We start from the raw sequence: 25,875 nt of genomic DNA, 5'->3' as shown, positions 1-25,875 counted from the left end.
GAAAATCAACATCATTAAAACCTTCGGGTAGCTGTGGTCGACGAGACATCTGTTCTAGATAATGCATGGTAATGATGCCTAAGCATAGTTGGCGGCAGCTTAAGGATTTAGAAAATGCGATTGGTATTATTTTTCCACCAGATCTATTTTTGCAGCCTACCAGAGAAAACAACCTTAATATTGGCTGATTCGGAAGTTCTTATGTCATCAGTTTTGTCACTGTTAACCAAACCTTTTACCGGTGGTGATGGCTCGGATAGATTACCTTCTTCTGTGCCTGAATTATGTGCAGGTAATATGGGAGGGCGTGAGGTTAAAGAATCCTGCTCGAGTACTGCTGCTGTTAATCGGAGTATCACACCCAGTACGACAGGGAAAGATTTATGCGTGAGATTGGCCAAAGTATTTATAGCTGGTGCCTTGTTTCTCAATCAGCTTCCGTTATGTGCTTCATCATCGGTAACACCTATTAACCCACATTTGTCTACTTCAGGTGCAGGTGATGGAGAGGACTCAGTATGGTCTGACCCAGCTTTCTCTATTCCTTTTGCTATCGGGGTTGCTTTAGCTGGGGGGCTGCTTTGCATGGGTATTTACGAATGTATTTCTAGATGTACGGTTGGTGAGGAAGGTGCTCAAAGGAGAGAACCAAGTGTTATCTATAGACCCTCCAGCAGCGCAAGCCTACCTGATCCAAGCCATCAATCAGCTACTGTGTCTCTTGATTTAACTTCTGGGGGGGCGGGAAGTGACCCATCTCAATCACAGGTGACTGCCGAAGTATACTCACCCTTACCCGAGATGGCCGGGGCGTTTGAGCTTACTGAAACAAAAAGTCGAAAAAGAGAAAGTGATGAGCAACCATTACTTTGAACAAGGATGGTTATCAGCTTGCTAGTAGAGTCTGGCTGTTTTTTAACCTGCTTCCAGACTTATTTAACATCAGGAATATTATTAGGAATAGCCCACAATATAATCCAGTGAATAGTCTTGGTTAAAAGAACATTTTTAACAGCAGTAGTTATTGTCGGTGAATCAAATTAAGATTCAACATATTCCAATATGTTGATGTCTCGGATACATGAATCAGCCACGAATAACGATAGAATCATTTGGCCCGGGAAGTTGCCACCATCTGGGAGCTAACTTTCTGAATCAGCAGCTGCACCCAGCGCTTCCTGCTTCTGCTGCAGGTGTGAATTTTGCGGTATATGCACCGGAAGCGTCAGCCATGATGCTGTGTCTGTTTGACAGCACTGGAGTGGAGCAGCGTATTCCCATGCATGGCCCTGAAAAGGGCATCTGGCATGTATTGGTTAAAGGGTTACAGGAAGGTCAGGCCTATGGTTATCGCGCCGATGGCCGTTGGGCTCCTGATGAGGGGTTGCGCTTTAATATTAATCAACTGCTGGTGGATCCTTATGCCCGTGAGGTTAAAGGTGCTATTAACTGGCAGCCAGCTGTCTATGATTACTCAGGAAAGGAAAGAAATCACTGGTTGTTCAATGATCAGGATAATGGCCATTTGCTGCCCAAATCAGTGGTCAGGACAGATCAGTTTGACTGGCAGTCCGTTACCAGACCAGAAATTTCTCATGATGACAGTATTATCTACGAGAGCCATGTAAAGGGCTTTACCCGTCAGCATCCCGCTATTCCAGAAGCGTTGAGAGGAACTTATCTGGGGATGTGTCACCCCGTAGTGATTGATTATCTCAAGGACCTGGGTGTCAATACGGTTGAGCTGCTGCCCGTTACCAGCTTTCTCAGCGAGCCAAGATTACGGAAACTGGGCTTGAAAAACTACTGGGGCTACAACCCTCTTTGTTTTATGGCACCAGAGCCGTCGTACGCTATCGATGACCCTGTCGATGAACTGAAGACAATGGTTCGTGAGCTGCACCGTGCCGGTATTCGGGTGGTGATGGATGTCGTTTACAACCATACCTGTGAAGCGGGCTCTGATGGTCCAAGCCTCAGTCTGAGAGGACTGGCTGAGAAAGATTACTATCTGCTGGATCATCACGGTGGGCACCTGGTTACTACCAACTATAGCGGCTGTGGAAATACCCTGAACTTTGACTGTGCCCAGACCATTAAGCTGGTGATGGATAGCCTGCGGTATTGGGCTGAGCAGTATCAGATCGATGGCTTTCGATTTGATCTGGCGCCGACCATGGCCAGACGACACCGGCAGTTCGATGCTCACAGTGCATTCTTTCAGGCAGTATTTCAGGACCCGGTTCTGTCTACCCGACAGATGATTGCAGAGCCCTGGGATCTTGGGCCTGAAGGTTACCGACTGAAGGGCTTCCCAAGAGACTGGCATGAGTGGAATGACCGTTACCGGGATGGTATTCGTTCATTCTGGCGTGGTGATAAGGATCAGGTCGTTGATATTGCCTGGCGCCTGACTGGCTCCAGGGACCTGTTTGGGCGTGGCAGGCCTGCCGGAAGCGTTAACTATATCTGTAGCCATGATGGTTTTACTCTTCACGATCTGGTGTCCTTTGAGCACCGGCACAACCTGGCGAATGGTGAAGGCAACCGGGATGGTGATCAGCATAATCTGTCCTGGAATTACGGTGTTGAGGGGGCTTCCAGTGATCCCGCTGTTCAGAAGCTCAGATTGCGTGCACGTAAAAATCTGCTGACAACACTGATGTTTTCTAGAAGTATCCCCATGCTCATGGCAGGGGATGAGTTTGGCAACAGTCAGCATGGCAATAATAATGCTTACTGTCAGGATAACCCGATTGGCTGGGTTGATTGGTCATGGCTGGCTGAAGTCAGCGGCAATAACAATGAGAACCCTGATGGTGCAGAGCTGCAGAAGTTCACATCAATGCTCATTCATTTGCGTAAGTCAGAGCCATTACTGGGGATTCGTTATCAGACGGATGACAGCCAATGGCACAGCGCTGTGCTCGATTGGTTTAACACTCATGGCATACCTCTGACAGCAGCAATGCTGCCTGATGAGCGAGGTCATGCACTGGTGATGCGATACCGCTGTCCTGTGGATAGCCAGCCAAGCCTGGTGCTATTGGTCAATAATGAGGTTGAAACCCGGCGCTTCAACTTGCCAGATACAGGCAATACCGTTCGTTGGCAGCGAGTTTTATCCACAGATCTGGATAATACAGAGGCTTTTCGGGAAGAGATGGTCTTGAATCAGGGCTGGTATGAAGTACCAGGACACACTGTGGTGGTTGTTAAAGAGTTGATCTAGCAGTCTGTCGTGCTTAACCGCCCATTATCTCATAATAATGGGCGTATGTTGAATCAGTAATAAACGGCAATGCATCCGTATAAAATAGTCGGTATCGTGAGCATTATTACATGCTTATAGACTGATGCTCTGCTTTTGTTTGTGTTGGGTGGCGGTTTTTTCTGTTAATTTCTGCGAGGTGGGCGGATTATTCTCTGCCTTATTAAAGAAATAGTATAGAAAATAACCATGAGCGGTAAATGTGAGCTGACTTTTATCTTTCAAAAATGATGAATGGTTTGCATTTTCATGGTTATAAAGTGTTGGTTTTTCTTGCTGTCAGCCGACCTGAGCATTTTCTGCCATTTTATTACTGAGGAACCGCCATGCATCCGCTCGCAGGCCAACCCGCCACTGATGACCTTCTGGTAAATATCCCCCGGCTGGTCAGTGACTATTATACGATACAGCCTGATCAGGCAGAAAGCAGTCAACGTGTCGCTTTTGGCACATCGGGTCATCGTGGAACCTCTTCCAATGGCTCGTTTAATGAAGCCCATATTCTGGCTGTCAGTCAGGCGATCTGTGAATATCGCTGTGCTCATGGAATCGAAGGCCCTGTTTTTGTCGGTATGGATACCCATGCTCTTTCTGAGCCTGCCTTAATCAGCGCTGTTGAAGTGTTTGCTGCGAATGATCTGGATGTCATGATTGATCAGGAACGTGGCTACACACCAACGCCTGTTATTTCTCATGCTATCGTTTCCTACAATCGCAGTCACAGCAAGCTCGCAGATGGGGTCGTAATTACCCCCTCTCACAATCCACCGGAAGATGGCGGCTTTAAATATAACCCTCCCCATGGTGGCCCTGCGGGCAGTGACATTACTGGCTGGGTTGAACAGCGAGCTAATGAGCTGATCGCTGAAAACCTTTCTGGTGTTAACCGGGTGTCGTTCGAACAGGCGCTTAGGTCAGGCAAAGTCCACAAGTATGATTTTATTACACCTTATGTGAATGACCTGGAACATGTTCTGGATATGGAAGCCATTGCCAGCGGTAAACTGAGCATCGGTGTTGATCCTCTGGGCGGTTCAGGCTTGCATTATTGGGGACCTATTGCTGATCGCTATGGTCTTGATCTGACGCTGGTCAGCAAGAAAATTGATCCAACTTTTTCTTTTATGCACCTGGATAAGGATGGCAGGATCCGTATGGACTGTTCATCCGCCTCCGCGATGGCCGGGTTGATCAACCTCAAAGATGACTTTGATATTGCTTTCGGGAATGATCCGGACTTTGATCGCCACGGTATAGTGACTCGTGGTCATGGATTGCTGAACCCAAACCACTATCTGGCCGTTGCCATCCAGTACCTTTATACCCACCGTCCTCAATGGTCTTCTGATGCGACAATCGGTAAGACGCTGGTGTCCAGTGCCATGATTGATCGTGTTGCCAACGGTCTGGGTCGCACAGTAACCGAAGTTCCCGTCGGGTTTAAGTGGTTTGTTGATGGTCTCTCGGAAGGCTCCATGGCGTTTGGCGGGGAAGAGAGTGCTGGAGCGTGCTTCCTGCGCCGGGATGGGAATACCTGGTGTACAGATAAAGATGGTTTCATCATGGCGTTGCTGGCAGCAGAAATTACGGCCGTTACCGGGCGTGATCCAGGTGAGCATTACCAGGAGCTTACACAGAAATACGGTGCTCCGGTTTACCAGCGCCTTGATGCTGTTGCTAATGATGCCCAGAAGAAGGTCCTGTCCGCATTGAGTCCGGAGCAGGTTAAAGCGGAAAAGCTGGCAGGTGACCCAATCATTGCCCGTTTGACCCATGCTTCTGGCAATGGCGCCGCGATTGGCGGTCTGAAAGTGGTTACCGAGCGGGGCTGGTTTGCTGCCAGGCCCTCCGGAACTGAAGCCGTTTATAAAATATATGCCGAAAGTTTTGAAGGGAAAGAGCACCTTTCCCATCTGCAAAGTGAAGCTCAGGAGATTGTCGCCGAAGTCTTTAAGGCAAATGGTGTGTGACTTTTTATTCACTACAGGCGTGTAGCTGAATCAGTCGCAGCATTGGAATACTTTGTCTGAGGCCAGCATAGGGGTGCTGGATTTCAGGCAAGTGGGGGATTCTTCCGGGGTAGTGCTTTATTCAATAGCCCGGAATGGGTCAGGGATTGACCTTAATACTTTCAGATCATAATGCAGATAACAGGAAAATCGACCATGGCATCAGTCCTTTCCATGATCCTGGCCGGGGGAGAAGGATCCAGGCTTGCTCCACTCACGGGGATGAGAGCAAAACCTGCGGTTCCTTTTGGCGGACAATATCGAATCATCGACTTTGTACTGAGTAATTTTGTGAACTCCGATCTTCACAAGATTTACCTGATTACTCAGTTCAAGTCGCACTCTTTGAGCAAGCACTTGCAACGTTGCTGGCGTATTGCCGGTCTGGCGGACAAGTTTATTGATACGCTGCCAGCCCAGATGAATACCGGCAGTGACTGGTATCAGGGCACAGCGGATGCGGTGTATCAAAACCTGAATCACATTGAGTCGCACAATCCTGATCTGGTCTGTGTGTTTGGTGGTGATCATATCTACACCATGGATGTGCGGGATATGGTTCAGTATCACCAGCAGCACAGCGCTGATCTGACCGTTGCGGCGATTCCTGTACCTGTCGATCAGGCCCATCACTTCGGTATTATCGAGGTTGACGAAGATGGCCGTATGATCGGCTTTGCAGAAAAGCCTAAGGAAAATGTGAAAACCATTCCCGGAAACCCGGACTTTGTGCTGGCTTCAATGGGTAACTACGTATTCACCAAAGAGTGTCTGGTGAAAGAGCTGCTGGATGATCATGCCAATGAAGGGTCTGACCACGACTTTGGCAAAAACATCATTCCATCCCTTTACCCGCGGGCAAAAGTCATGGTGTATGACTTTTCCAAAAATGCAGTTCCCGGTGGCAAAAACAATGGTTACTGGCGCGATGTAGGAACCATTGATTCATTCTGGGAAGCGAATATGGATCTGCTGACCAGTGAGCCGCCCATCGACCTGCACAATCAGGACTGGCCGATTCGCACCTATATTCCACCCTATCCACCGGCGCTGATCGCTTTTGACCGTGAAGAACGTGAGGGTCAGATCAACAACTCCATGGTGGGTGTGGGTTGCGTATTCCATGACACCTATATGCATCGCAGTGTGGTAGGCTACAACGTCAAGATTGGCGACAATACCCGAATTACCGAATCGGTTATTCTGCCCAATGTCACCATTGGTGAAGGCGTAGTACTGAATCGGGTTATTGTTGATAAGCGTGTAGAAATTGCACCGGGAACCCGCATCGGTGTGGATCGTGAAGAGGATCTTAAGCGCTTCAAGGTCACTGATTCTGGTCTGGTGGTTATTCCCAGAGGAACAAGAGTTGGGTTCTGATTTGAAAATACTTTTTGCAGTTTCAGAGCTGGCAGGTATTGTCAAAACCGGAGGGCTGGCCGATGTGGCCGGCGCTCTCGGGCCCTGGATGCGCAAGCTCGGAAATGATGTCCGGGTGATTATGCCCGCTTACCGTCAGGCTCTGGAAGCGTTGACAACGGATGTTGTTGGGGTTGGAGAGGTTTGTCTCGGTTCATATGGCAACATGGGTTTTGCCATAAGACAGGGGGAGTTTGAAGGCGTCCCGGTTTACCTGATTGAGCACAACCAGTACTTTGACCGCAGTGGCCTCTACACCCATGAGGGTGAAGGTTTTGGTGATAACACTGAGCGGTTTGCCTTCTTTTGTAAGGCTGCGCTTCAGGCCTGTCAGATTTTAAGCTTTAAACCGGATATTATTCATGGCCATGACTGGCAGTCGGCACTTTTGCCGTACTATCTGAAAATCCATGAGTCTGGAAATGCCTTCTTTGCTGATACACGGACTGTCCTGACCATTCATAATGGTGCGTATCAACAGCATACAGACAGTGCCTTACTGGACGTCCTGGGTATTGATCACCACTGGTATACCCCGGATTTCTTTGAAGACCATGGGCATATTAATCTGCTCAAGGGGGGGATTGCCTTTGCGGATAAAATCACAACTGTGAGCCCAAGGTATGCTGAAGAACTCCAGACGGATCTTGGATCTCATGGTCTTGCTCATGTCATCGGGCGAAGAAAACAGGATTTTTCCGGTATTCTTAATGGCTGTGATTATCAGGAGTGGAACCCTGAAATGGACGCCTTGCTGCCAGCCAATTACTCTCTGGATGATCTTTCTGGCAAGCAGGTCTGTAAGCAGGTTTTGCAGGAGCGGCTCCAGTTGCCGGTGATCGCAGATAAGCCTTTGTATGGGCTGGTCAGTCGCCTTGCTGAGCAGAAAGGTTTTGCTTATCTGATACCCGCCCTGTGGCAGCTTCTGCAGGGTGATGTTCAGGTGGTTCTCCAGGGATCAGGTGATCGGGCTACCGCTGCTGAGCTGAATCGGTTGGTCAGTGCTTTTCCCGACAAGTGCCGCTTTGTTGAGGCTTATGACAACCGTCTGGCTCATCTGATCGAAGCGGGTTCTGACTTTTTCCTGATGCCATCCCTGTTTGAGCCCTGTGGCCTTAATCAGATGTACAGTATGAAGTACGGTACCCTGCCTGTTGTGCGGGCTGTTGGTGGGCTGGTGGATTCTGTCAAAGGTTATGGTTCAGCAGCAGAGGGCGCAACCGGGTTTATGTTTGATTCGGCTGATAGTGATGCCCTGCTGCATTGCCTCAATCAGACCCGAGTTGTCTATCAGGATAGTCAGCTCATGAGTCGATTGGTGAGTAATGCCATGTCTGAGTCATTTACTTGGGAACAGTCAGCTCAGGATTACCTAGAGGTTTATCGAACCGCTCTGAATGTTGAATCTTGAGGAAAAGCGGAAGGCTGAGGTTCTCAGCCTTCCAGATACAAGTTTGCCCTGTCTTCTCGAATAAGAGCGCTTTCAGGCCATAAGGAGTCAATCTGATTTTGACGACAGGCAATTTTTGCACTGAAAAAAACAACGCTATGAATATCGCAGTATCATCCACAACATCTTCAGCAGCACCATCTGTAACAGCAGGGGCCGCCATAACGCCTGTGGTGTCAGATCTGGCTAACAGTCAGTGTGCAACCCCCTTTGATGAACTGGGGCTGCATCCTCATCCAGAAGGAAAGGGTCTGGTCATTCGCGCATGGCGCCCGGATGCCGCAATGGTTGAGGTTTTTGACCACCGCACCGGCAAGTTGCTGGGCGAGATGAGTCGTAATGAGGCTGGTGTGTTTGAGCTGCATCTGCCCAGAAGAAAAAAAACGTTTCTTTATCAGCTGGCTATCCATTGGGCTAATGGCCACAGCTTTGTGGTTTATGATCCGTACTGTTTTGGGGAGTATATTCTTGCCCAGTCAGATATTGAGCCGGAAGGACTTTATCGACATCTTGGTGCCCAGGTGGTCTCTCACAAGGTGAACAGCAAACTGAATATACAGGGTGTGCTGTTCAAGGTTTTCGCACCTTATGCCCGCTCTGTGAGTATTGTGGGAAGCTTTAACGGCTGGGATGATCGACTCCATCCAATGGCCAGCGCTGATGATGGTATCTGGCGCCTGTTTGTGCCCGGCGTTCAGCCCGGAGATCACTATAAATACGCTATCCGTGATTACCACGGTAATCAGCTGCCCCTGAAAACTGATCCTTTTGCCCGGCATATTGAGCAGTGGCCTGGACTGGCTTCTGTTGTTCAGGGTGTCGAAAGCTATTCCTGGAAAGACCAGAAATGGATGAGTAAAAGAAAAGACAGGGGCGATGAAGAGCAGCCTTTCTCTATTTACGAGGTGCATGCAGGCTCATGGAAAAGAAAAGAGAATAATGATTTCCTTACTTTCCGTGAACTGGCCGATGAGTTGATTCCTTATGTTACAGACATGGGCTTTAGTCATATTGAGTTGCTGCCTGTGTCAGAGCATCCGTTGTTTGATTCCTGGGGTTATCAGCCGGTGGGTCTTTATGCGCCCAGCAGCCGTTATGGTTCACCAGATGATTTCCGCTATTTTGTGGATAAGTGTCACCAGAAGGGCATTGGGGTCATCCTGGATTGGGTGCCTGCCCACTTCCCCAGTGACGACCATGGGCTTGCCAGGTTTGATGGTTCATCACTCTATGAGCATCCAGACCCTCGCCGTGGCTGGCATCCTGACTGGCAAACCTGTATTTATGATTTTGGTAAGCCATGGGTTCAGGACTTTCTGATCAGTAATGCCCTTTACTGGCTGGATGAATTTCATATTGATGGTCTTCGTGTAGATGCGGTTGCCTCCATGCTCTATCTGGATTACTCAAGGAATCACGGTGAATGGGAAGCCAATATTCATGGTGGTAATGAGAATCTGGAAGCCGTGGCGTTCCTGAAAAAGTTCAATGAGAAGGTTCATGCTGCATTCCCGGATGTAATGACCATTGCAGAGGAGTCAACAAGCTGGCCAGGTGTCTCCAAAGCGGTTGCTGACGGTGGGCTTGGATTTGACTTCAAATGGAACATGGGATGGATGAATGACACGCTTGAGTATATGAAGCTTGATCCTGTCTATCGTCAGCATCATCATGGTCAGATGACGTTCAGTACGGTTTATGCCTGGAGTGAGCATTTTGTTCTACCCCTGTCCCATGATGAAGTGGTTCATGGTAAGGGCACTATTTTGACCCGTATGCCGGGTGATGATTGGCAGCGCTTTGCCAACCTGCGGGCTTATCTGGCATTTATGTATGCACATCCCGGTAAAAAACTGCTCTTTATGGGGGCTGAACTGGGTACCCATAAAGAGTGGAATCAGAATACGGCGCTGGACTGGAATTTACTGGAGAATCCGGAAGGGTTTAATGCGGGTATTCAGAGGCTGGTTAAAACGCTTAACCGGCTTCATGGTTCAGAGTCTGCGATGTTTGCAGGTGATCTCAAGACAGAGGGCTTTGCCTGGACAACTGGAGACGACAGCAGTCAGAGTGTTCTTGTGTTCCGCCGCTATGATAATGAGGGGCAGTCTGTGCAGGTTATTTGTAATCTGACACCGGTTGTTCGTGAGAATTATCGTATTGGTGTTCCCGAAGCTGGCCGGTATTCTGAAGTGTTGAATACGGACGATGTGGGCTTTGGTGGAAGCGGTGTTACGGCAGGAGAGCAGCTTGAAGCGGAGGAAGTCCCTATGCATCATCTGCCATACAGCCTTTCTCTTACATTGCCGCCTTTGGCCACCGTGATCCTTAAGTGTTCCTGATATCTGTTTAATGTACTGGCTCCGTCAAAGTGACGTAGCCAGTTATCCTGGATAGTCCCCTGATCAGGAGTGAACCATCCTGGCGCCTTTGCAGCTTGGGTAGGTGCTGCATACCCAGCATTCCAGGCCTGCCTGAGGGCCTTTTTTGAGCGTTCGCAATTTCATGGGGCTATGGCATTTGGGGCATTCCGGATCAACGATGGTCTCGACTTCAGCAATAGCTTCTCTTGGAGTAGGGAGTTCGTATTCTGGAGTGCCTTCCTCTTCAAATCCGCAGGTAGCGAGAACAGTGCGCCTTAGTTCTGTAACATCCCGCCAGGGCTTCATGTCATATTCGAGCAATGGCAGGTCTGCAGCTTCACAGAGCTGACGTAATAGCTTGAATTCTTTTGAGTTGGACTTAGTGTTGTATGGGATGAGGTTAATCACACAGCAGACTTCCATCTTTCGACGGTGATAGAGCACAAAATCAAACCGGCGATTTCTTTTGATATTAAGTGCCATTGCGGTACGGCTGAACTTACCGGATTGAAGAACATCTCCAACGGGTAAAGAAGGCAAAACCATCAAATGACTGCGAACGGCAATATCCAGCTGGCCAAAAAAAGCACGCTTGTCCTGTTCAAACAGAAGTGTGTTGGTTTTGGCTTTGAAAGGGCTGAAAGTAAGCCATAGATACCAGGCAATCGCTGCAATAATAATCAGAGAGCCTGAAAGAACGAGGGGGAAACTGTCCAGCAGCACTGCACTACCTTGTCTTGGATTTATGAGTCAATGATTTATGAAAAACGTGGCTCTTTCAAAAACGTCAACAACAGCCTCCCCACAAATAATGCGATGGTGAGAGCGAAGACCAGTATGACTAATCATTGGCGATGCAGAATGTGCACTTGTGATTTTAACCGGCATAATGGCCGGAAAGAGCAGTCCTGATCAGCTGCCTGAACAGCCAGACATTCTTTTTATAAAAGAGTGACTGGAAATAATAGCAACAAATATTCTTTTGTCATAATAGGTGTTTCTCCACAATGAATAGTACTGTGGAGAATTACACACTACTGTCTTACAAAAGAGTATTCGGGCAGCTTAAATCCTGTTTAAACTGGGAATGACTCTTCCTGAGTTGCACTCTGAGTGCTTTCACTGGCAGTGCCATTGCCGTTATCGGGTACGACTTTAGTGGCGATCAGGCCTTTAGGGCCGTGGCCGATCTCAAAGCTGACCACCTGGCCTGCTTTCAGTGTTTTAAAGCCGTCCATATCAATGACAGAGTAATGAATGAGAACATCCTGATTCTCTGTCGCTTCCTGCGCCTGGATAAATCCATACCCTTTGGGGTTATTAAACCACTTGACTGTACCTACCAGCATAGCTTCCATTTCCTTCTTGGTCGCTTCCATACAGCTTAAATCCTTCAAATATTACATTGAAGGAACTGCTGGGAAACTGCAACCCTTGTTGTTTTATTTTTTGGCATTTTTTTATGGTTATTCATAAAAAGTGTCGTCCTTGCCACTTTAATCCCATTATCTCTGCTGAAACCCATCTCGATAAATGGAGCTGAACTACAGACTGCCAGAAAAGGGAACTTACAATATAACATCATAAATTGTTTTTGTAATAGTCCTGTTTAGGCTTTATCTGCTGATGTTGCAGGCTTTTTCAGGTTTTTTTCTTGTGAGGGTATTAGGCCTGGAACAACGTCTTGCCTCACACCTATGACCAATAGGGTGTGACAGATGATTGCTTTTACAGTGGATAATAATTGCTATTTTTAAGCTGTATTTGTACGACAGACTACAATTAAAACCTCTGGATATGTTGGGTAAACATCCATGGACCAGCATGATGATTATGATTCCGTTGGTGATGGAAAACTGAGTCTTGCAATACTTATTAAGCTTTTCCTGAGTGGTGTTCAGGTCGTTGGGGGCGGTGTTGCCGGAAGCCTGTCCTTGATAGCAGACTCGATACATAACCTTGGTGATGCAGGTGCAATCCTGGTGGCTGTCATCGCCAGGAGAATAGGTTGCAAGTCAGCAGATAAGGTTATGACCTACGGATATAAAAGGGCAGATGTTCTTGGGGCTTTAATAAACAGTGTATTTTTATTGATTGTGGGAATTTATCTGATATTTGAGGCTGTAGGTAAGTATTTCTACCCCACGGAAATTGATGGCTGGATCGTTCTGTTGGTTGCTGGTATCGCGCTTCTGGTTAATATCACCACCTCACTGCTAACTTTCAAGGCTGGGGCCAGAAGTGATATCAATATCAATGCGGTATTTATACACAATGCTTCAGATGCGGTTGCCTCTCTGGCCGTCATCGTAGCCGGTGTGCTGATCATCAACTATCAGCTCTATATTTTTGATGTGATAGCAACGATCGGGATATCAATCTATGTGATCTACAACGGCGCTATTCTTTTGAGACGCTGCATTATTATTCTTATGCAGGGGGTTCCCAGTAGCATTGATATTGAAAAGATAAGGACGGCCTTGGAAAGTATTGAGGGTGTGAAAAGAGTTGGTCTTATGCACGTCTGGCAGCTGGACGATAAAAAGATTTTTTTTGAAGGCCGTATTCTGTTGAATGGCGCTGAGCCTGAGATGGTTAAAAGAAAAATCAGGGTGGCATTACGGCATCAGTTCTGCATCAATCACTCGACTCTGGAAACAAAGAGCACCCGTTGTCCCTAGGGGGCGTTACCAACTGGCACAATGATGAGTTGCTTGCCGAGGAAGTTGAGGGATTAATCAGAGAAATGCCTGTCAGGCTGCCTGGTGGCAGCCTGACAGCATGATCAGGAGGCTTTGTCAGGGGATTGCTTCTCCTTGGGTAGAGTATGTTCATATTGAACGATACTTTCTTCGTCCACAGACTCCATTTTCACATCAAAACCCCACAGGCGATGAATGTGTTTAATGATTTCACAGGTGCTTTCCTCATCAAGCGGCCTTCCTTTGTGCATGTAATGACGAAGCGTCAGTGAGCGGTCACCACGGACATCCACATTGTAAACCTGAATATTGGGCTCCCGGTTCCCCAGGTTATATTGTGCGGCCAGGTTTTCCCTGAGCTGACGATAGCCTGAGTCATCATGGATTGCATCCACCTCCAGGTAAGGGTTAACTTCGTTGTCATCAATGCTGAACAGCCGCATATCCCGCATTACCTTAGGCGACAGATATTGAAGAATGAAGCCTTCATCCTTGAAATTCTGCATGGCGAAGTGAACCGCGTCCAGCCAGTCAGTACCTGCCAGGTCCGGGAACCAGGCCCGATCTTCATCCGTCGGGTTCTCACAGATTCGGCGTATATCCCGGAAGATATTGAAGCCCAGAGTGTAGGGATTGATTCCACTGTATCGTGGGTCATCAAAATCTGGCTGGAATACGACACTTGAATGCGAGTGCAGGAATTCCATGATAAAGCCTTCAGTAATCAGGCCTTCATCATACATCTCATGCATCAGGTGGTAGTGCCAGAAAGTCGCCCAGCCCTCGTTCATGACCTGAGTCTGTCGCTGAGGGTAGAAGTATTGAGCAACCTTGCGCACGATGCGGATGATCTCCCGCTGCCAGGTTTCCAGCAGGGGGGCATTCTTTTCAATGAAGTAAAGCAGGTTCTCTTCCGGATCTTTAGGGAAGCGAACCGTTTTTTTCTCCTGTTCACTCTCGCGGACAGGGATAGTTCTCCAGAGGTCATTCAGGTTACGCTGAATGTACTCCTCCCGCTCCTGTGAGCGAGCCTTTTCCTGCTCCGCAGACATCGGGGTTGGTCGAACATAGCGATTAACCCCCTGATTCATCAAAGCATGACAGGCATCCAGTACGTCCTCGACGGCGCTGATGCCGTACTTCTCTTCACATTTGGCAAGATAGCTCTTGGCAAACAGCAGATAGTCAATAATCGCGCTGGCATCTGTCCACTGTCTGAACAGATAGTTACCCTTGAAGAAAGAGTTATGACCATAGCAGGCATGGGCAATAACCAGTGCCTGCATAGGCATGGTATTTTCTTCCATAAGGTACGCTATGCAGGGGTTGGAGTTGATTACTATCTCATACGCCAGACCCATTCGTCCCTGCTGGTAGTTCTGCTGGTTGCTCAAGAAGGTTTTGCCATAGCTCCAGTGGTTATACATCAACGGCATACCCACAGAAGAATAGGCGTCCAGCATCTGCTCAGAACTGATCACTTCTATCTGGTTCGGATAGGTGTCCAGTCTGAACTTGTCGGCCAGCCGGGCAAACTCCCGGTCATAGATCTCCAGTAGCTCGAATGTCCAGTCAGAGCCGGTAGAAAGCGGCTCTTTGCTTTTGTTTGATTTTTTTACAGGTGCTTCAGCTTCCAACATGACTTCCCTCCTTTTTCTCAAATAAACGGCGGAAGGTTGGGTAAATGTCCGCATAACTGCGGATCTGCTGCATGGCAAAATGTCCTGGATGTGCCTGCTCTATGGATTTGTACTCATACCAGAGGTTCTGGTGATGGCGATCTGTGATTTCTACATAGGAGTAGTACTGACAAACCGGGAGCAGTTTTTCCAGAATGATGTCGTGACATTTACTGGAATCTGCTTCCCAGTTGTCACCATCAGAAGCCTGGGCGATGTAGATATTCCACTCGTTGGGGGAATAACGGTCAGTGATGATTTCATCAGTCAGGCGCAGGGCTGTGGATACAACGGTTCCCCCGGTTTCTCTGGCGTAAAAGAAGTCCTGCTCATCACACTCACGAGCTTCGCTGTGGTGCCGTATAAAGACGACCTCTACCGCTTCATAGTTTCTCTCCAGGAACAGGTAGAGAAGCAGGAAGAAGCGCTTGGCCATGTCCTTGATTTCCCGGGTCATGGAGCCTGAAACGTCCATAACACAGAACATCACCGCCTTGCTGGAAGGCTGGGGAACTTTAGCCATATTATTGAAGCGCAGGTCAAAATCATCAATAAATGGCAGGCGCTTCAATTTCTTGTTAAGTACATTGATCTCTTCACGGATTCGACGTGCCTGAAGCTGGTCAACCTCATCCGGGCTGACTTCCATTTCCCGAAGCTCTCGCTTGAGGGTTCTGATCACTTTTCGATCTTTTCCTGACAGGGCTATCCGTCGCGCATGGGCAGCACGCAGTGATCGAACAACATTTAGACGGTCAGGTGAACCAGCTGTCGTGAAGCCCGCCCGCTTTAATTTGTAGTCCGTGCTGTCTTTCAGTTCTTTTCTGACCAGGTTGGGAAGTTCCAGATCGTCAAACAGGTACTCAAGAAATTCATCTCGATTGATCTGGAAAGCAAAATCATCGGCACCTTCACCGCTGTCGCTGGCCTTGCCATCTCCAGTACCCTGACCGCCACCACCCGGCGGTCGCTGAATACGATCGCCCTGGTTAAACTCTTTATTACCCGGATGAACGTGGCCGTGATGGCCGCCCTGACCGTGATGAAAAAAAGGTTCATTCAGGTCTTTTTTCGGGATGGTAATATTGCTGCCGCTTTCAACGTCGGTGATTGAGCGTTGATCAACAGCATCCTGTACTGCCTCTTTAACAAGGCTGCGGTAACGCCTCAGAAAACGCTGTCGATTGACAGTACTCTTCTTTTTTCCGTTGAGGCGTCGGTCAATTATGATGCTCATAAAGACGCTCCCCCGATAGTTGCTGTTCGCTTTATAGTGATTTGCCCTGGGAGGCTGTCCGAGAATAGCTGCCCTACTGCGTTGGCAGGAAACTGGCCTAATAACCCCATTTTGTTTGGCAAATAGCACCACTATTCACCTTACAAAACGGGACTATTATTCTCAATTTTCTGCCATCCTCGCTACGGGCGCCATTCCCGGACAGCCTCCTTATTACAGGGCATGAGAGTTATGCCCGCCTTGCCGGTAATGACAGGCGGGGATCGTTCTTATTGAGACTTGCGAACCCGGATATACCACTCAGATAACAGGCGAACCTGTTTCTCGGTATAGCCATGGGCAACCATTCGTGAGACGAAATCAGCGTGCTTGCGCTGATCTTCCTGAGATCCCTTGGCATTAAAGGAGATGACAGGCAGCAGGTCTTCAGTATTTGAGAACATTTTCTTCTCAATTACGGAGCGCATCTTCTCATAGCTCAGCCAGCTTGGGTTCTTGCCGTCATTATTGGCCCGGGCTCTCAGAACAAAGTTAACCACTTCATTCCGGAAGTCCTTGGGATTGGCAATGCCTGCAGGTTTTTCAATCTTCTCCAGCTCTTCGCTGAGTGCTGAACGGTCAAGAATATGGCCGGTATCCGGATCACGATACTCCTGATCCTGAATCCAGAAATCAGCATAGGTGATGTAGCGATCAAAGATGTTCTGACCGTACTCAGAGTAAGACTCCAGATAGGCGGTCTGAATTTCCTTACCCAGGAACTCGATGTATTTGGGCGTCAGGTACTCTTTGATAAACGACAGATAGCGATCCTGTATCTCTTCCGGGAACTGGTGCTGTTCAATCTGCTGTTCCAGAACATACAGAAGATGAACAGGGTTTGCTGCTACCTCTGATGGGTCAAAGTTGAAGACCTTGGACAGAATCTTGAAGGCGAATCGGGTAGAAAGACCGTTCATGCCTTCATCAACCCCTGCCATGTCCTTGTATTCCTGCAAGGGCTTGGCATTAGGATCGGTATCCTTCAGGTTCTCGCCGTCGTACACCTTCATCTTGGAGTAGATAGAGGAGTTTTCAGGCTCTTTGATACGGGACAGTGTGGTGAACTGTGCGAGCATCTTCAGAGTGTCTGGTGCGCAAGGAGCATCCTTGAGAGAACTGTGTTCAAGCAGCTTCTCATAGATATGGATCTCTTCACTGACCCTTACGCAATAAGGCACCTTGACAATGTTAACCCGGTCAATAAAGGCTTCATTGGTTTTATTATTTCTGAAAGTCTGCCACTCAGATTCATTTGAGTGAGCCAGAAGAACGCCTTCATAAGGAATGGCGCCAAGACCTTCGGTACTGTTGTAGTTACCTTCCTGGGTCGCGGTCAACAGTGGGTGTAACACTTTAATCGGTGCCTTGAACATCTCCACAAATTCCATGATGCCCTGGTTGGCCCGGCACAATGCACCAGAGAAGCTGTAGGCATCAGGATCGTCCTGAGAGTATTCTTCCAATTGGCGAATATCGACTTTACCCACCAGGCTGGAGATATCCTGATTGTTCTCATCGCCAGGCTCGGTTTTGGCGATAGCCACCTGGTTCAAGCCGCTTGGATAAAGTTTTACAACGCGGAATTTAGAGATGTCTCCACCATACTCATTCAGCCGCTTCACGGCCCATGGGGACATAATATATTTAAGGTACCGACTTGGAATGCCGTATTCTTCCTTGAGAATTTCAGCATCTTCCTCAGGGTTGAATAATCCCAGTGGGGATTCAAAAACCGGGGATCCCTTGATGGCATAGAAAGGTACTCTTTCCATCAGCTGCTTTAATCTTTCAGCGAGGGATGACTTACCGCCACCCACTGGTCCCAGTAAGTAGAGAATCTGTTTCTTCTCTTCCAGGCCCTGCGCGGCATGTTTAAAATAAGAGACGATCTGTTCAATGGCTTCTTCCATGCCATAGAACTCTTTGAACGCCGGGTACTGTTTAATCAGTTTATTGGAGAAGATCCTGCTTGAGCGTGGATCCCGGGAAGTATCAATCACCTCAGGCTCACCAATCGCTTTCAGCATACGTTCAGCTGCGTTGGCATAAGCCCAGGGATCTGTTTTGCAGAGTTCCAGGTACTCCGTGAGACTCATCTCTTCCTGTTGGACGGACTCGTATCTCTGCTGGTATTGAGCAAATATGGACATCTGTTTTCCCCCTCGCCTGATCGTTGTGAGTCTTGTAAGGCGTACTACTTAATTATGATTTTCAGGAGTCTTACTATCCTTATGAACGACACATTATCAATAATGAAAAAGTGTACGTACATTTACGTTATAGAACTAATAGATAAGAATGTCTATACCTTTTACGGTTTGATTTTTCAGGAATTATTTGTAAACAAAAAAAATGGGTGGGGATAAAATAGACAAGTGTTTAATAGGCATCCAATCAGTCTAGATTAATTTTTCATCTATTTGAATATACTTTGTCGTATATATATTGATCATGTGGGTTTATTAAATTTCAAAATAATCTCAAAAAATAAGTTCTACTGAGTTTTCTATCAATTATTGGCATGTCAGGTTAACAGTAATTTCCTGAAAATAGAGTCTCCTGATAATAATTTATCGTCGTATAATTACGAATCTTATTTATTGTAAGGAATAAAGATGCTCTTTCTCCTCTATCTGGTCTTGGGGGCTTGTGCCGGAGTAATGGCTGGTTTGTTTGGTATTGGTGGGGGGCTGATTATTGTCCCTGTACTGATCTTCAGTTTCAAAATCCAGGGCATGTCGCCTGAGGTTTTGACTCATATGGCTGTTGGCACATCCCTGGCTACTATGGTAGTTACATCGCTAAGCTCGATCAAAGCGCACCAGGATGAGGGAGCTGTTCAATGGCGGATATTTGCCACACTAAGTGTTGGTATTCTTGCCGGTGCTTTTCTCGGAGTTTATACCGCCGTGAATCTGAGCGGGCACGTGTTGCAGAAGCTTCTGGGGGGATTTGCCATACTGGTGTCGGCAAAAATGTGGTTCGGTTTTAAGGTCCATGAAGGAGCCAGATTTCCTGGGAAATCAGTACTGGTAATTGCAGGCGTTGTGATTGGCACCGTTTCCAGTATGTTTGGTATTGGGGGAGGTACACTCTCTGTCCCATTTTTGCGCAGAATCAGCCTGACGATGAAGCAGGCTGTTGGAACGTCGGCGGCCTGTGGCTTTCCTATCGCTGTAATGGGGGCCATATCAAACATGGTGTTGGGTGAAAAGGGTACTGAACTGCCTGCTATGGCAACCGGGTATGTGTATTGGCCCGCTTTTCTCGGGATTGTCTTAACGAGTGTTTTATTTGCACGAATTGGCGCCCGTATAGCTCATGGGCTGCCTGCAGAAAAACTGCAGAAGATGTTTGCTCTGTTTTTACTTGTTGTTGGAATGCAGTTTTTAATTTAAAACCAACTGATCAGTTCATTATCCAGCTGATAGATGTCATCCCTGAACCTGACCCGGCCGGTTTTATCCGGCCAGGCTGTAAAATAAACAATATAAATAGGTATTTTTTTATTTAAGTGTATTTTCTGAGGTGTCTCGGATTGTCTGTAATTGTTTAATACAGGCATTAATCCCTGATCCAAAGCAATGGTTTCTATCAGCGTTTCTATATTATCGACTCTTGCGCAACCAAAGCTAAGGGATAAATTGCTGCCATTAAAAAGCTCTGGTTTATCAGTGTCGTGTAGGTAAACACTGTAATTGTTTCTGAATCCCAGTTTGAATTGACCGAGGCGGTTGAGTTCTCCCGGCTGTTGTTCAAGGCGAAAGGAAAATGATTGCTCGCTCAGGTTGTTCCAGTCGACGGAATCAATAGGAATCTCCGGACTCTTGGGGTCCCAGCTTTGGTAAACCCTGAAGCCCTCTCTGGCCAGGAAACCTGAATGCTTTTGTTGTTGTTGTAAAAGACTAGTGGAAGCAATACTGTGTGGAACTTTCCAGATGGGGTTGACGGTGATGTTTTCAATATTACTTTTTAATACCGGTGTTTGCTTTTTGGGAGAGCCAACAATGGTTTTAAAGTAAAAGGTACGTTGAGGGCTGCTTTTATAACTGGTCATGAATCCAGCAATATCCACCCATACCCTGGGGTAGGGCAGCTTTTTGGGAAGCCACCGGATCCTTTCCAGGTTTGCTTTTAGCATTCGTATTCGCTGATTTGTAATCAAAAGCAATACCTGTCGTGTCATTGGCCCAAGACGGCCATCGGGGATTAAATTGTACTCCTGCTGAATACTGCTCAGAACATCTTTGTGTTGTTGGGAGTATGTATTGTCCGGAAGGCCTTCTGCCAGATCCAGTGCCAGAAGCCATGCATTTAGTGATGATACTGCCGGGTGTTTATCACCTTCAGATAGTACCAGATTATTTGGAAAAATCTGGTAGGCCAAACCACGCCATGACTGAAGATCGTTCAGAGCATCAACCAGATATTGGTACTCGGGAATGCTTGGTTGAATATCCTCTATTGGAGGGAGTGCTGACGGTGTGCCTGGAAGCTCAGGTTGATTTGGAATGGTCCAGCCAGGCTGAAAATATCGTTTATCCAGCCTTCCCCTGTCCAGGTAGTTTGAGTAGAGCTGAACGATTTCCTGAGTTCTGTTATCCGATTGACTTTCAACACTGGCAAGCCAGTGATCTGACGAAATATCAATGCCATGCCTGGACAGGTCTGACAGCCATTGGATTAACTCATTCCCTGACTTTTCCTGGTTAGCTAGGGAAAAGGAGGAATAAATGATAATGAAAGCAAAGGTAATATGACGCATTACATCCTCTGTAACTGTTAAATACGTTTAAGCGTCAAGAAAACGGCTTGTTTCTGGTTTTTTATGCTTGTAATCACCCTCTCAATTAAGTTTGTGTTGTTGGGTTATGCAAGAAAATAGTTATCAGCAGTAGAGAAGAAAGATAAGACGTAGTAAAACCGGTCTAAGACTCATTATTTTTTACGCTCGGTGAATGGAAAAGTAAGGTCATGGGGGATGGTATTAATCTATCCTGTTTCTGGCTGGCTCAGCAGCCAATTACCTTGGTACACTTGAGCAGACTTTTATTTATCGGAAGTGGTTTGTGATTGCATATCCTGAGATAGATCCTGTGGCGTTTAGCCTTGGCCCCTTAAGTGTGCACTGGTATGGTCTGATGTACCTTGCAGGCTTTGCACTGGCACTCTGGCTGGGTGGTGTTCGTGCCCAGAGATCTGAAGGCTTATGGCGCCCGGAACAGGTCAGTGACCTGGTTTTTTATGGTGCTGTCGGGGTTATCCTGGGCGGACGAGCTGGGTATGTAATCTTCTATCATTTTGATTACTTTGCCAGAGACCCTCTCTGGCTTTTCAAAGTCTGGGATGGCGGAATGTCCTTCCATGGGGGGCTTCTTGGGGTTCTTGTAGCCATGTGGCTCTATGGTCGCTCCCAGGGCAAGAGCTTCTTCCAGGTGACAGACTTTATTGCCCCGCTGGTGCCCCTGGGGCTGGGCCTTGGTCGAATAGGCAACTTTATTGGTGGAGAGCTTTGGGGAAGAGCTTCTGATGTTCCATGGGCCATGGTGTTTCCAACCGATCCCAGTCAAATGGCACGACACCCTTCCCAGCTTTATCAGTTCTTTCTGGAAGGGCTCGTGCTGTTTTGCATTCTCTGGTGGTTTTCATCAAAGCCCAGGCCAAGAATGTCTATTTCCGGACTATTCCTGCTGATCTATGGACTGGCAAGGTTTTCCGTTGAATTTGTGCGGGAGCCGGATGCCCAGCTTGGTTTTATTGCCTTTGACTGGCTAACCATGGGGCAGCTGTTATCTTTGCCCATGATCATTATGGGTATTGTGTTTATGGTTTGGGGATATCGTCATCACCCATTGGTTAATGGTATGAACAGTGATGATGCCTCCTGGCTGGAAAAGGCCGGAATGAATAAACGTGGATCGAAAAAACGATGAAAGAATATCTGGACCTACTGCGGCATGTGAAAGATCATGGTACTTTCAAAGCGGATCGAACCGGTACGGGTACCTACAGTGTATTTGGCTATCAGATGCGATTTGATCTTTCTGAAGGCTTTCCCCTGGTGACGACCAAAAAGTGTCACCTGCGCTCAATCATTCATGAATTATTGTGGTTCCTCAAAGGGGATACCAACATTGGCTACCTTCAGGAAAATGGTGTCCGGATCTGGAATGAGTGGGCAACGGATGAAGGGGATCTTGGCCCTGTTTACGGCAAACAGTGGCGAAGCTGGGAGGGGGCCAATGGTGAAGTGGTTGACCAGATTCAGTGGTTGTTGAATGAGATCAAAACCAATCCTGATTCAAGGCGAATGGTTATCAGCGCCTGGAACCCATCAGTACTTCCTGATGTTGCCTACTCGCCAAAAGAAAATGCCGCTATGGGGCGTCAGGCATTGCCTCCCTGTCATTGCCTATTTCAGTTTTATGTTCTGGATGGAAAACTTTCCTGCCAGTTGTATCAGCGCAGTGCGGATATCTTTCTTGGGGTGCCGTTTAATATTGCTTCCTATGCGCTGTTAACGATGATGATTGCGCAGGTTTGCGACCTGGAACCTGGCGATTTTGTGCATACCTTTGGTGATGCCCATCTTTATTCTAATCATCTGGATCAGGCGGAAGAACAGTTAAGTCGGACTCCTTATCAGCGACCTCAGATGAAGTTAAACCCGGCAGTTCGTGATCTGTTTGAGTTTACCGGTGATGACTTTGAGCTGGTGAATTATGAAGCCCATCCACATATAAAAGCGGCTGTATCCGTTTAACCGGGAGCCTTCTTCCAGATCACCTTTGGCCATTTATCCGCGGGGCAACCGGCGGATAAATGGACTCAGTGAGTTATAACTCGATAGGAGTGAACATTTCAGAATCAGAAAAAATGGCTCTTTGTTTCCTTTTTTCTCTTCCCGGGTTGCGCCTCATGAGTTCGGTGCTGATTCTGTTCATGTCCCGAACCGGTGTTTCATCCAGTCGAAAACCCACCAGTCCTGTATTCCTTTTCTGTACTTCAGTGTGCCCACCATAAACCATGAACAGTTCAACAATTATGTTATAGAGTGGATTTGATGCCTGACTCTGATGAAGGTGCATGTCAGTTGTCAGCAGTGACTGAAGAACTGCTTGAACAATAGAGGTTCGGTCTTTGTTACTTTTGCAGCCGCTGAAAATATCAATGTTCAGCGCTTCAAGAATTTGAAACAGTAATTCTGCAAAAATATATGGATCAAAGTCATGGGCTATAGCTTCAAAACCCCTTTTCGAATTTAATAAGTCCCAGAGCTGGTTATTCAACGCAATCACTATTCTCTGCCTGTCTTCTGGCAGAGTGCCTATCTTTCTACTGACCAAACCATCAGGCCCCATAAGCCAGGAAATGGACTCATTATTAACTGTGTTAACGGTTTTCCATGTGTTGCCGGCCGTTCTCATTAAGTAGTTTAAGGCCTTTTTAAAAAAACTACTGTGTGCTGGCTGTTTGAGTGCCAGCTGGTTACAGGGAATAACAAACATCCTGACATCAGGAATTATTTTAACGGTCACGTCCTGCCCGCAGTCCAGGTAGACAGTCAGCTCCATTTCCTGTCCTGAAAGCGTTTTGAAAGCCTCATGAAGTTTTTTAACCCATTTCTTCTCGTCATCCTGTCCGATAGCGGTCATGAGCCTGTTGTTTCGAATAGAATCCGGGCTCAACAGGTTCATATAGACAGCCTCCAGATTGATAGGCGTATGCCAGGGATTACTGATCGCTTCCTGAAGTTCCTGTTGGTGGTTTTGAACCAGCAGGGCGGTGAAAATCTCCTTGATGCGATCGTGAGTGACTCTTTCCCGCGTGCTTTCATCCTTTTCCGCATAGGCGTGTGGGCAGCCAACTCGAATTTGACGGGTAACCGGCTGACCATCAATCTTCATTGTGTAGCCCATCATATTGACCGCATGCTTGGTATCTCTTTGCATGGAAGGAGCCATCTTTCCCTTATAGTCCAGCTCGAAGGGGCATCTGGGGCCGGGCTGATCTACAGAAAGTTCTGTTGAGCTATGAAGGCGCATTGCTGCTGCAGGGATATAGGATGTGCTGATTTCCTTCCATGTTCCATCCAGATAAACATTAAACTGAGTTTCAAAAGGTTGGGCGTTTTCTGAGAGCACCTTCATCAGCTCTTGATCAAAGTGTTTCGTGTTTGAAAAAAGCTTTCTGAGAGCGCAGTCCAGTTCGAGGAAGTCATCCATGTTATCGGAAACTGATTCCACTGGCGGATCATTAACCTGTCTCTCATTCCTTTTGAGTGCTGGTTCCTCTGGTAAGTAGAGAGCCAGAGCATTCTCTTTCTTGTGATTAATTAACGCTGTTGCTTTTTCTAAATATTTCTCCTTTTCTTTTCGATAGGGGGGCAGCGAAATCAGATTTTCTACCAGGCGCTCATAAACGTGAATCTGCTGAAGGTACTGGTGACTGCTTCGGAAGTCATGTCTGGTCGTATGCTCAATGAATAGCCTCAGGCCTTTGAAATCCTCTTCCAGGGACTGTGTGATGCTCTGTAGTCCCTGGTGGGTCCTTGATTGATCATTGTGCTTCAGTAATCCTCGGGTGAAGTCAAGGGTGCTTTCTTCTAATTGATCGAGCTTTGCCAGTGTTGAAGCAGTTGATGGACCATATCGTAAGAAAGCGACTTGAGTATCCAGGATGAATTTCTGAACCAAGCCCCTCCTGTTTTTTAGCTTAGCGGTTAAAATATCCAGCTGCACTTCGGAAATATGCATCCACACATTTCTAAAAAAACGGTCTTTGTTGGTCACTGTCAGGCTCGGGCTCACGCCCGGTTTTTCGAGGCATGAGGCATGTGCAAGATGCACTGCCTGATTATGTGCAGAAACCTTTTCTTGATATGACAGTTGATCGACTTCATCCTGATCAGTGTCGTTTTCATCAATTAAAGGCACCAAATCTTCATCATCATAAGGGAGGCTTTCAAAAAGTGATGTTCTACTGGTGCCAGTTGTGCCGGGATTAAAATCAACGAGTCTGGCAACCGCATGTATTTTTGAGACAGGACTGCTTTGGTCGCTGCAATTTATCTCAGGGTGAATTGAGGAAGAAAAATGTCGATTAAATAAATGGGCTACTTTTGATAAAGACAGTTTTGGTCGTTTCTTGGATATTATTTTCCCGATTTGTCTCGGTTTTTTTGTTATTAGCTTTATAGATCTTTTAAAGATTCTTCTTCGATTTGAAATCTTCGGGTGAATTTTTCCGGGAAGGGATGCTAACCACTTGAGACCTATGTATATTCTGCCGGGTACGCTGTTTACAGCACGTGCTGTTTTAGGCCAAAGCCCTGTGACAGTTTGTTTTACTCCAGTCTGAAGCTGGCTTCCTGTCTTCTCTGTTGTCAATGTTGGGCGAAAATGATTAGTCATAGAATACCCACCACGTCTAGAGTAATTCCTTTGGATCTTATTCTCAGGTTTTTGGTGGCTATATACCATTAGACCAAGTAATACCAATTGAATTTTCTAACTACTGTATAACTGCCCAATCACGGGAGCACAGACTGAACAGTCGACCAGCTTCGCTGCAAAGGTTATTCCAAGCTTCACAGCAACAATCTACAATATTTTCATAACCTGAAAATGCTTTGTTTGATAAGTCATGCTCCCGCATCCACTCCCATAGCCTTTCTGAGCTGTTTAACTCCGGTGCGAATGGT

17 protein-coding genes and 1 pseudogene are annotated in these 25,875 nt (G+C 47.2%); 10 read left to right on the top strand and 8 right to left on the bottom strand.

What is annotated here, in order from left to right:
• The first annotated feature begins 114 nt into the window (after positions 1-114).
• The 6 genes from AK963_RS12475 to glgB all read left to right on the top strand — a co-directional run bounded on the left by AK963_RS12475 (position 115) and on the right by glgB (position 10,491).
• Positions 115-873 (top strand): hypothetical protein, encoded by a 759-nt coding sequence (locus AK963_RS12475; RefSeq protein WP_066015784.1) that lies wholly within the window; start codon positions 115-117, stop codon positions 871-873.
• 208 nt (positions 874-1,081) lie between these two features.
• Positions 1,082-3,232, top strand: a complete 2,151-nt coding sequence (glgX, locus tag AK963_RS12470; protein ID WP_066015783.1) for a glycogen debranching protein GlgX — start codon at positions 1,082-1,084, stop codon at positions 3,230-3,232.
• A 365-nt stretch (positions 3,233-3,597) separates the two neighbouring features.
• Entirely contained in the window at positions 3,598-5,241 is a 1,644-nt protein-coding gene (pgm, locus tag AK963_RS12465) for a phosphoglucomutase (alpha-D-glucose-1,6-bisphosphate-dependent) (protein WP_066015782.1), read from the top strand.
• Between the two features lie 195 nt (positions 5,242-5,436).
• A complete protein-coding gene (glgC, locus tag AK963_RS12460) occupies positions 5,437-6,660 on the top strand; it encodes a glucose-1-phosphate adenylyltransferase (protein ID WP_066015781.1) in 1,224 nt (407 codons plus the stop codon).
• Positions 6,581-8,110: a glycogen synthase gene (locus AK963_RS12455; protein ID WP_202969762.1), complete on the top strand. Its 1,530-nt coding sequence runs from the start codon at positions 6,581-6,583 to the stop codon at positions 8,108-8,110. The genes glgC and AK963_RS12455 overlap by 80 nt, the downstream gene beginning before the upstream one ends.
• A gap of 137 nt (positions 8,111-8,247) precedes the next feature.
• The gene (glgB, locus tag AK963_RS12450) at positions 8,248-10,491 is read left to right on the top strand and encodes a 1,4-alpha-glucan branching protein GlgB (RefSeq protein WP_083232615.1); all 2,244 of its coding nucleotides are present in this window, start codon (positions 8,248-8,250) and stop codon (positions 10,489-10,491) included.
• Between the two features lie 63 nt (positions 10,492-10,554).
• Here the strand turns inward: glgB and AK963_RS12445 are convergent, their stop codons facing one another.
• Both AK963_RS12445 and AK963_RS12440 read right to left on the bottom strand, forming a co-directional pair.
• The gene (locus AK963_RS12445; protein WP_066015779.1) at positions 10,555-11,235 is read right to left on the bottom strand and encodes a DUF2726 domain-containing protein; all 681 of its coding nucleotides are present in this window, start codon (positions 11,233-11,235) and stop codon (positions 10,555-10,557) included.
• A gap of 353 nt (positions 11,236-11,588) precedes the next feature.
• Entirely contained in the window at positions 11,589-11,891 is a 303-nt protein-coding gene (locus AK963_RS12440) for a cold shock domain-containing protein (protein ID WP_274520515.1), read from the bottom strand.
• Between the two features lie 435 nt (positions 11,892-12,326).
• On the opposite strand from AK963_RS12440, the gene AK963_RS12435 reads away from it, so the two are divergent.
• Positions 12,327-13,193, top strand: coding sequence for a cation diffusion facilitator family transporter (locus tag AK963_RS12435; protein WP_066015778.1), 867 nt, complete (start codon positions 12,327-12,329; stop codon positions 13,191-13,193).
• Between the two features lie 104 nt (positions 13,194-13,297).
• On the opposite strand, the gene AK963_RS12430 is transcribed toward AK963_RS12435, so the two are convergent.
• The 3 genes from AK963_RS12430 to AK963_RS12420 all read right to left on the bottom strand — a co-directional run bounded on the left by AK963_RS12430 (position 13,298) and on the right by AK963_RS12420 (position 18,322).
• Complete coding sequence (locus AK963_RS12430; RefSeq protein WP_066015777.1) at positions 13,298-14,854, bottom strand: SpoVR family protein; 1,557 nt, start codon at positions 14,852-14,854, stop codon at positions 13,298-13,300.
• Complete coding sequence (locus AK963_RS12425; protein ID WP_066015776.1) at positions 14,841-16,130, bottom strand: YeaH/YhbH family protein; 1,290 nt, start codon at positions 16,128-16,130, stop codon at positions 14,841-14,843. Before AK963_RS12425 ends, AK963_RS12430 begins: the two co-directional genes overlap by 14 nt.
• Positions 16,131-16,399: 269 nt before the next feature.
• A complete protein-coding gene (locus AK963_RS12420; RefSeq protein WP_066015775.1) occupies positions 16,400-18,322 on the bottom strand; it encodes a PrkA family serine protein kinase in 1,923 nt (640 codons plus the stop codon).
• A 465-nt stretch (positions 18,323-18,787) separates the two neighbouring features.
• On the opposite strand from AK963_RS12420, the gene AK963_RS12415 reads away from it, so the two are divergent.
• Positions 18,788-19,570, top strand: coding sequence for a sulfite exporter TauE/SafE family protein (locus tag AK963_RS12415; protein ID WP_066015774.1), 783 nt, complete (start codon positions 18,788-18,790; stop codon positions 19,568-19,570).
• On the opposite strand, the gene AK963_RS12410 is transcribed toward AK963_RS12415, so the two are convergent.
• On the bottom strand, positions 19,567-20,937 hold the full coding sequence (locus tag AK963_RS12410) for a L,D-transpeptidase family protein (RefSeq protein WP_066015773.1): 1,371 nt from the start codon (positions 20,935-20,937) through the stop codon (positions 19,567-19,569). The two genes, AK963_RS12415 and AK963_RS12410, sit on opposite strands and share 4 nt — an antisense overlap.
• 304 nt (positions 20,938-21,241) lie before the next feature.
• On the opposite strand from AK963_RS12410, the gene lgt reads away from it, so the two are divergent.
• A complete protein-coding gene (gene lgt / locus AK963_RS12405) occupies positions 21,242-22,105 on the top strand; it encodes a prolipoprotein diacylglyceryl transferase (RefSeq protein ID WP_083232613.1) in 864 nt (287 codons plus the stop codon).
• Positions 22,102-22,935 carry a thymidylate synthase gene (locus AK963_RS12400; protein ID WP_066015771.1) on the top strand — a complete coding sequence of 278 codons (834 nt, stop codon included), beginning with the start codon at positions 22,102-22,104 and terminating at the stop codon, positions 22,933-22,935. The genes lgt and AK963_RS12400 overlap by 4 nt, the downstream gene beginning before the upstream one ends.
• Positions 22,936-23,008: 73 nt before the next feature.
• Here AK963_RS12400 and AK963_RS12395 read toward each other — a convergent pair whose 3' ends face one another.
• Together AK963_RS12395 and AK963_RS35320 are read right to left on the bottom strand one after the other, a co-directional pair.
• Positions 23,009-25,108, bottom strand: a complete 2,100-nt coding sequence (locus AK963_RS12395) for an inositol phosphate phosphatase SopB (protein ID WP_066015770.1) — start codon at positions 25,106-25,108, stop codon at positions 23,009-23,011.
• A 577-nt stretch (positions 25,109-25,685) separates the two neighbouring features.
• Positions 25,686-25,875, bottom strand: a pseudogene (locus AK963_RS35320) (IS630 family transposase); the annotation flags it as partial.

It is taken from the genome of Endozoicomonas atrinae (assembly GCF_001647025.1).
Taxonomy (GTDB): domain Bacteria; phylum Pseudomonadota; class Gammaproteobacteria; order Pseudomonadales; family Endozoicomonadaceae; genus Endozoicomonas; species Endozoicomonas atrinae.
This window is presented reverse-complemented; position numbering and strand designations above follow the sequence as displayed.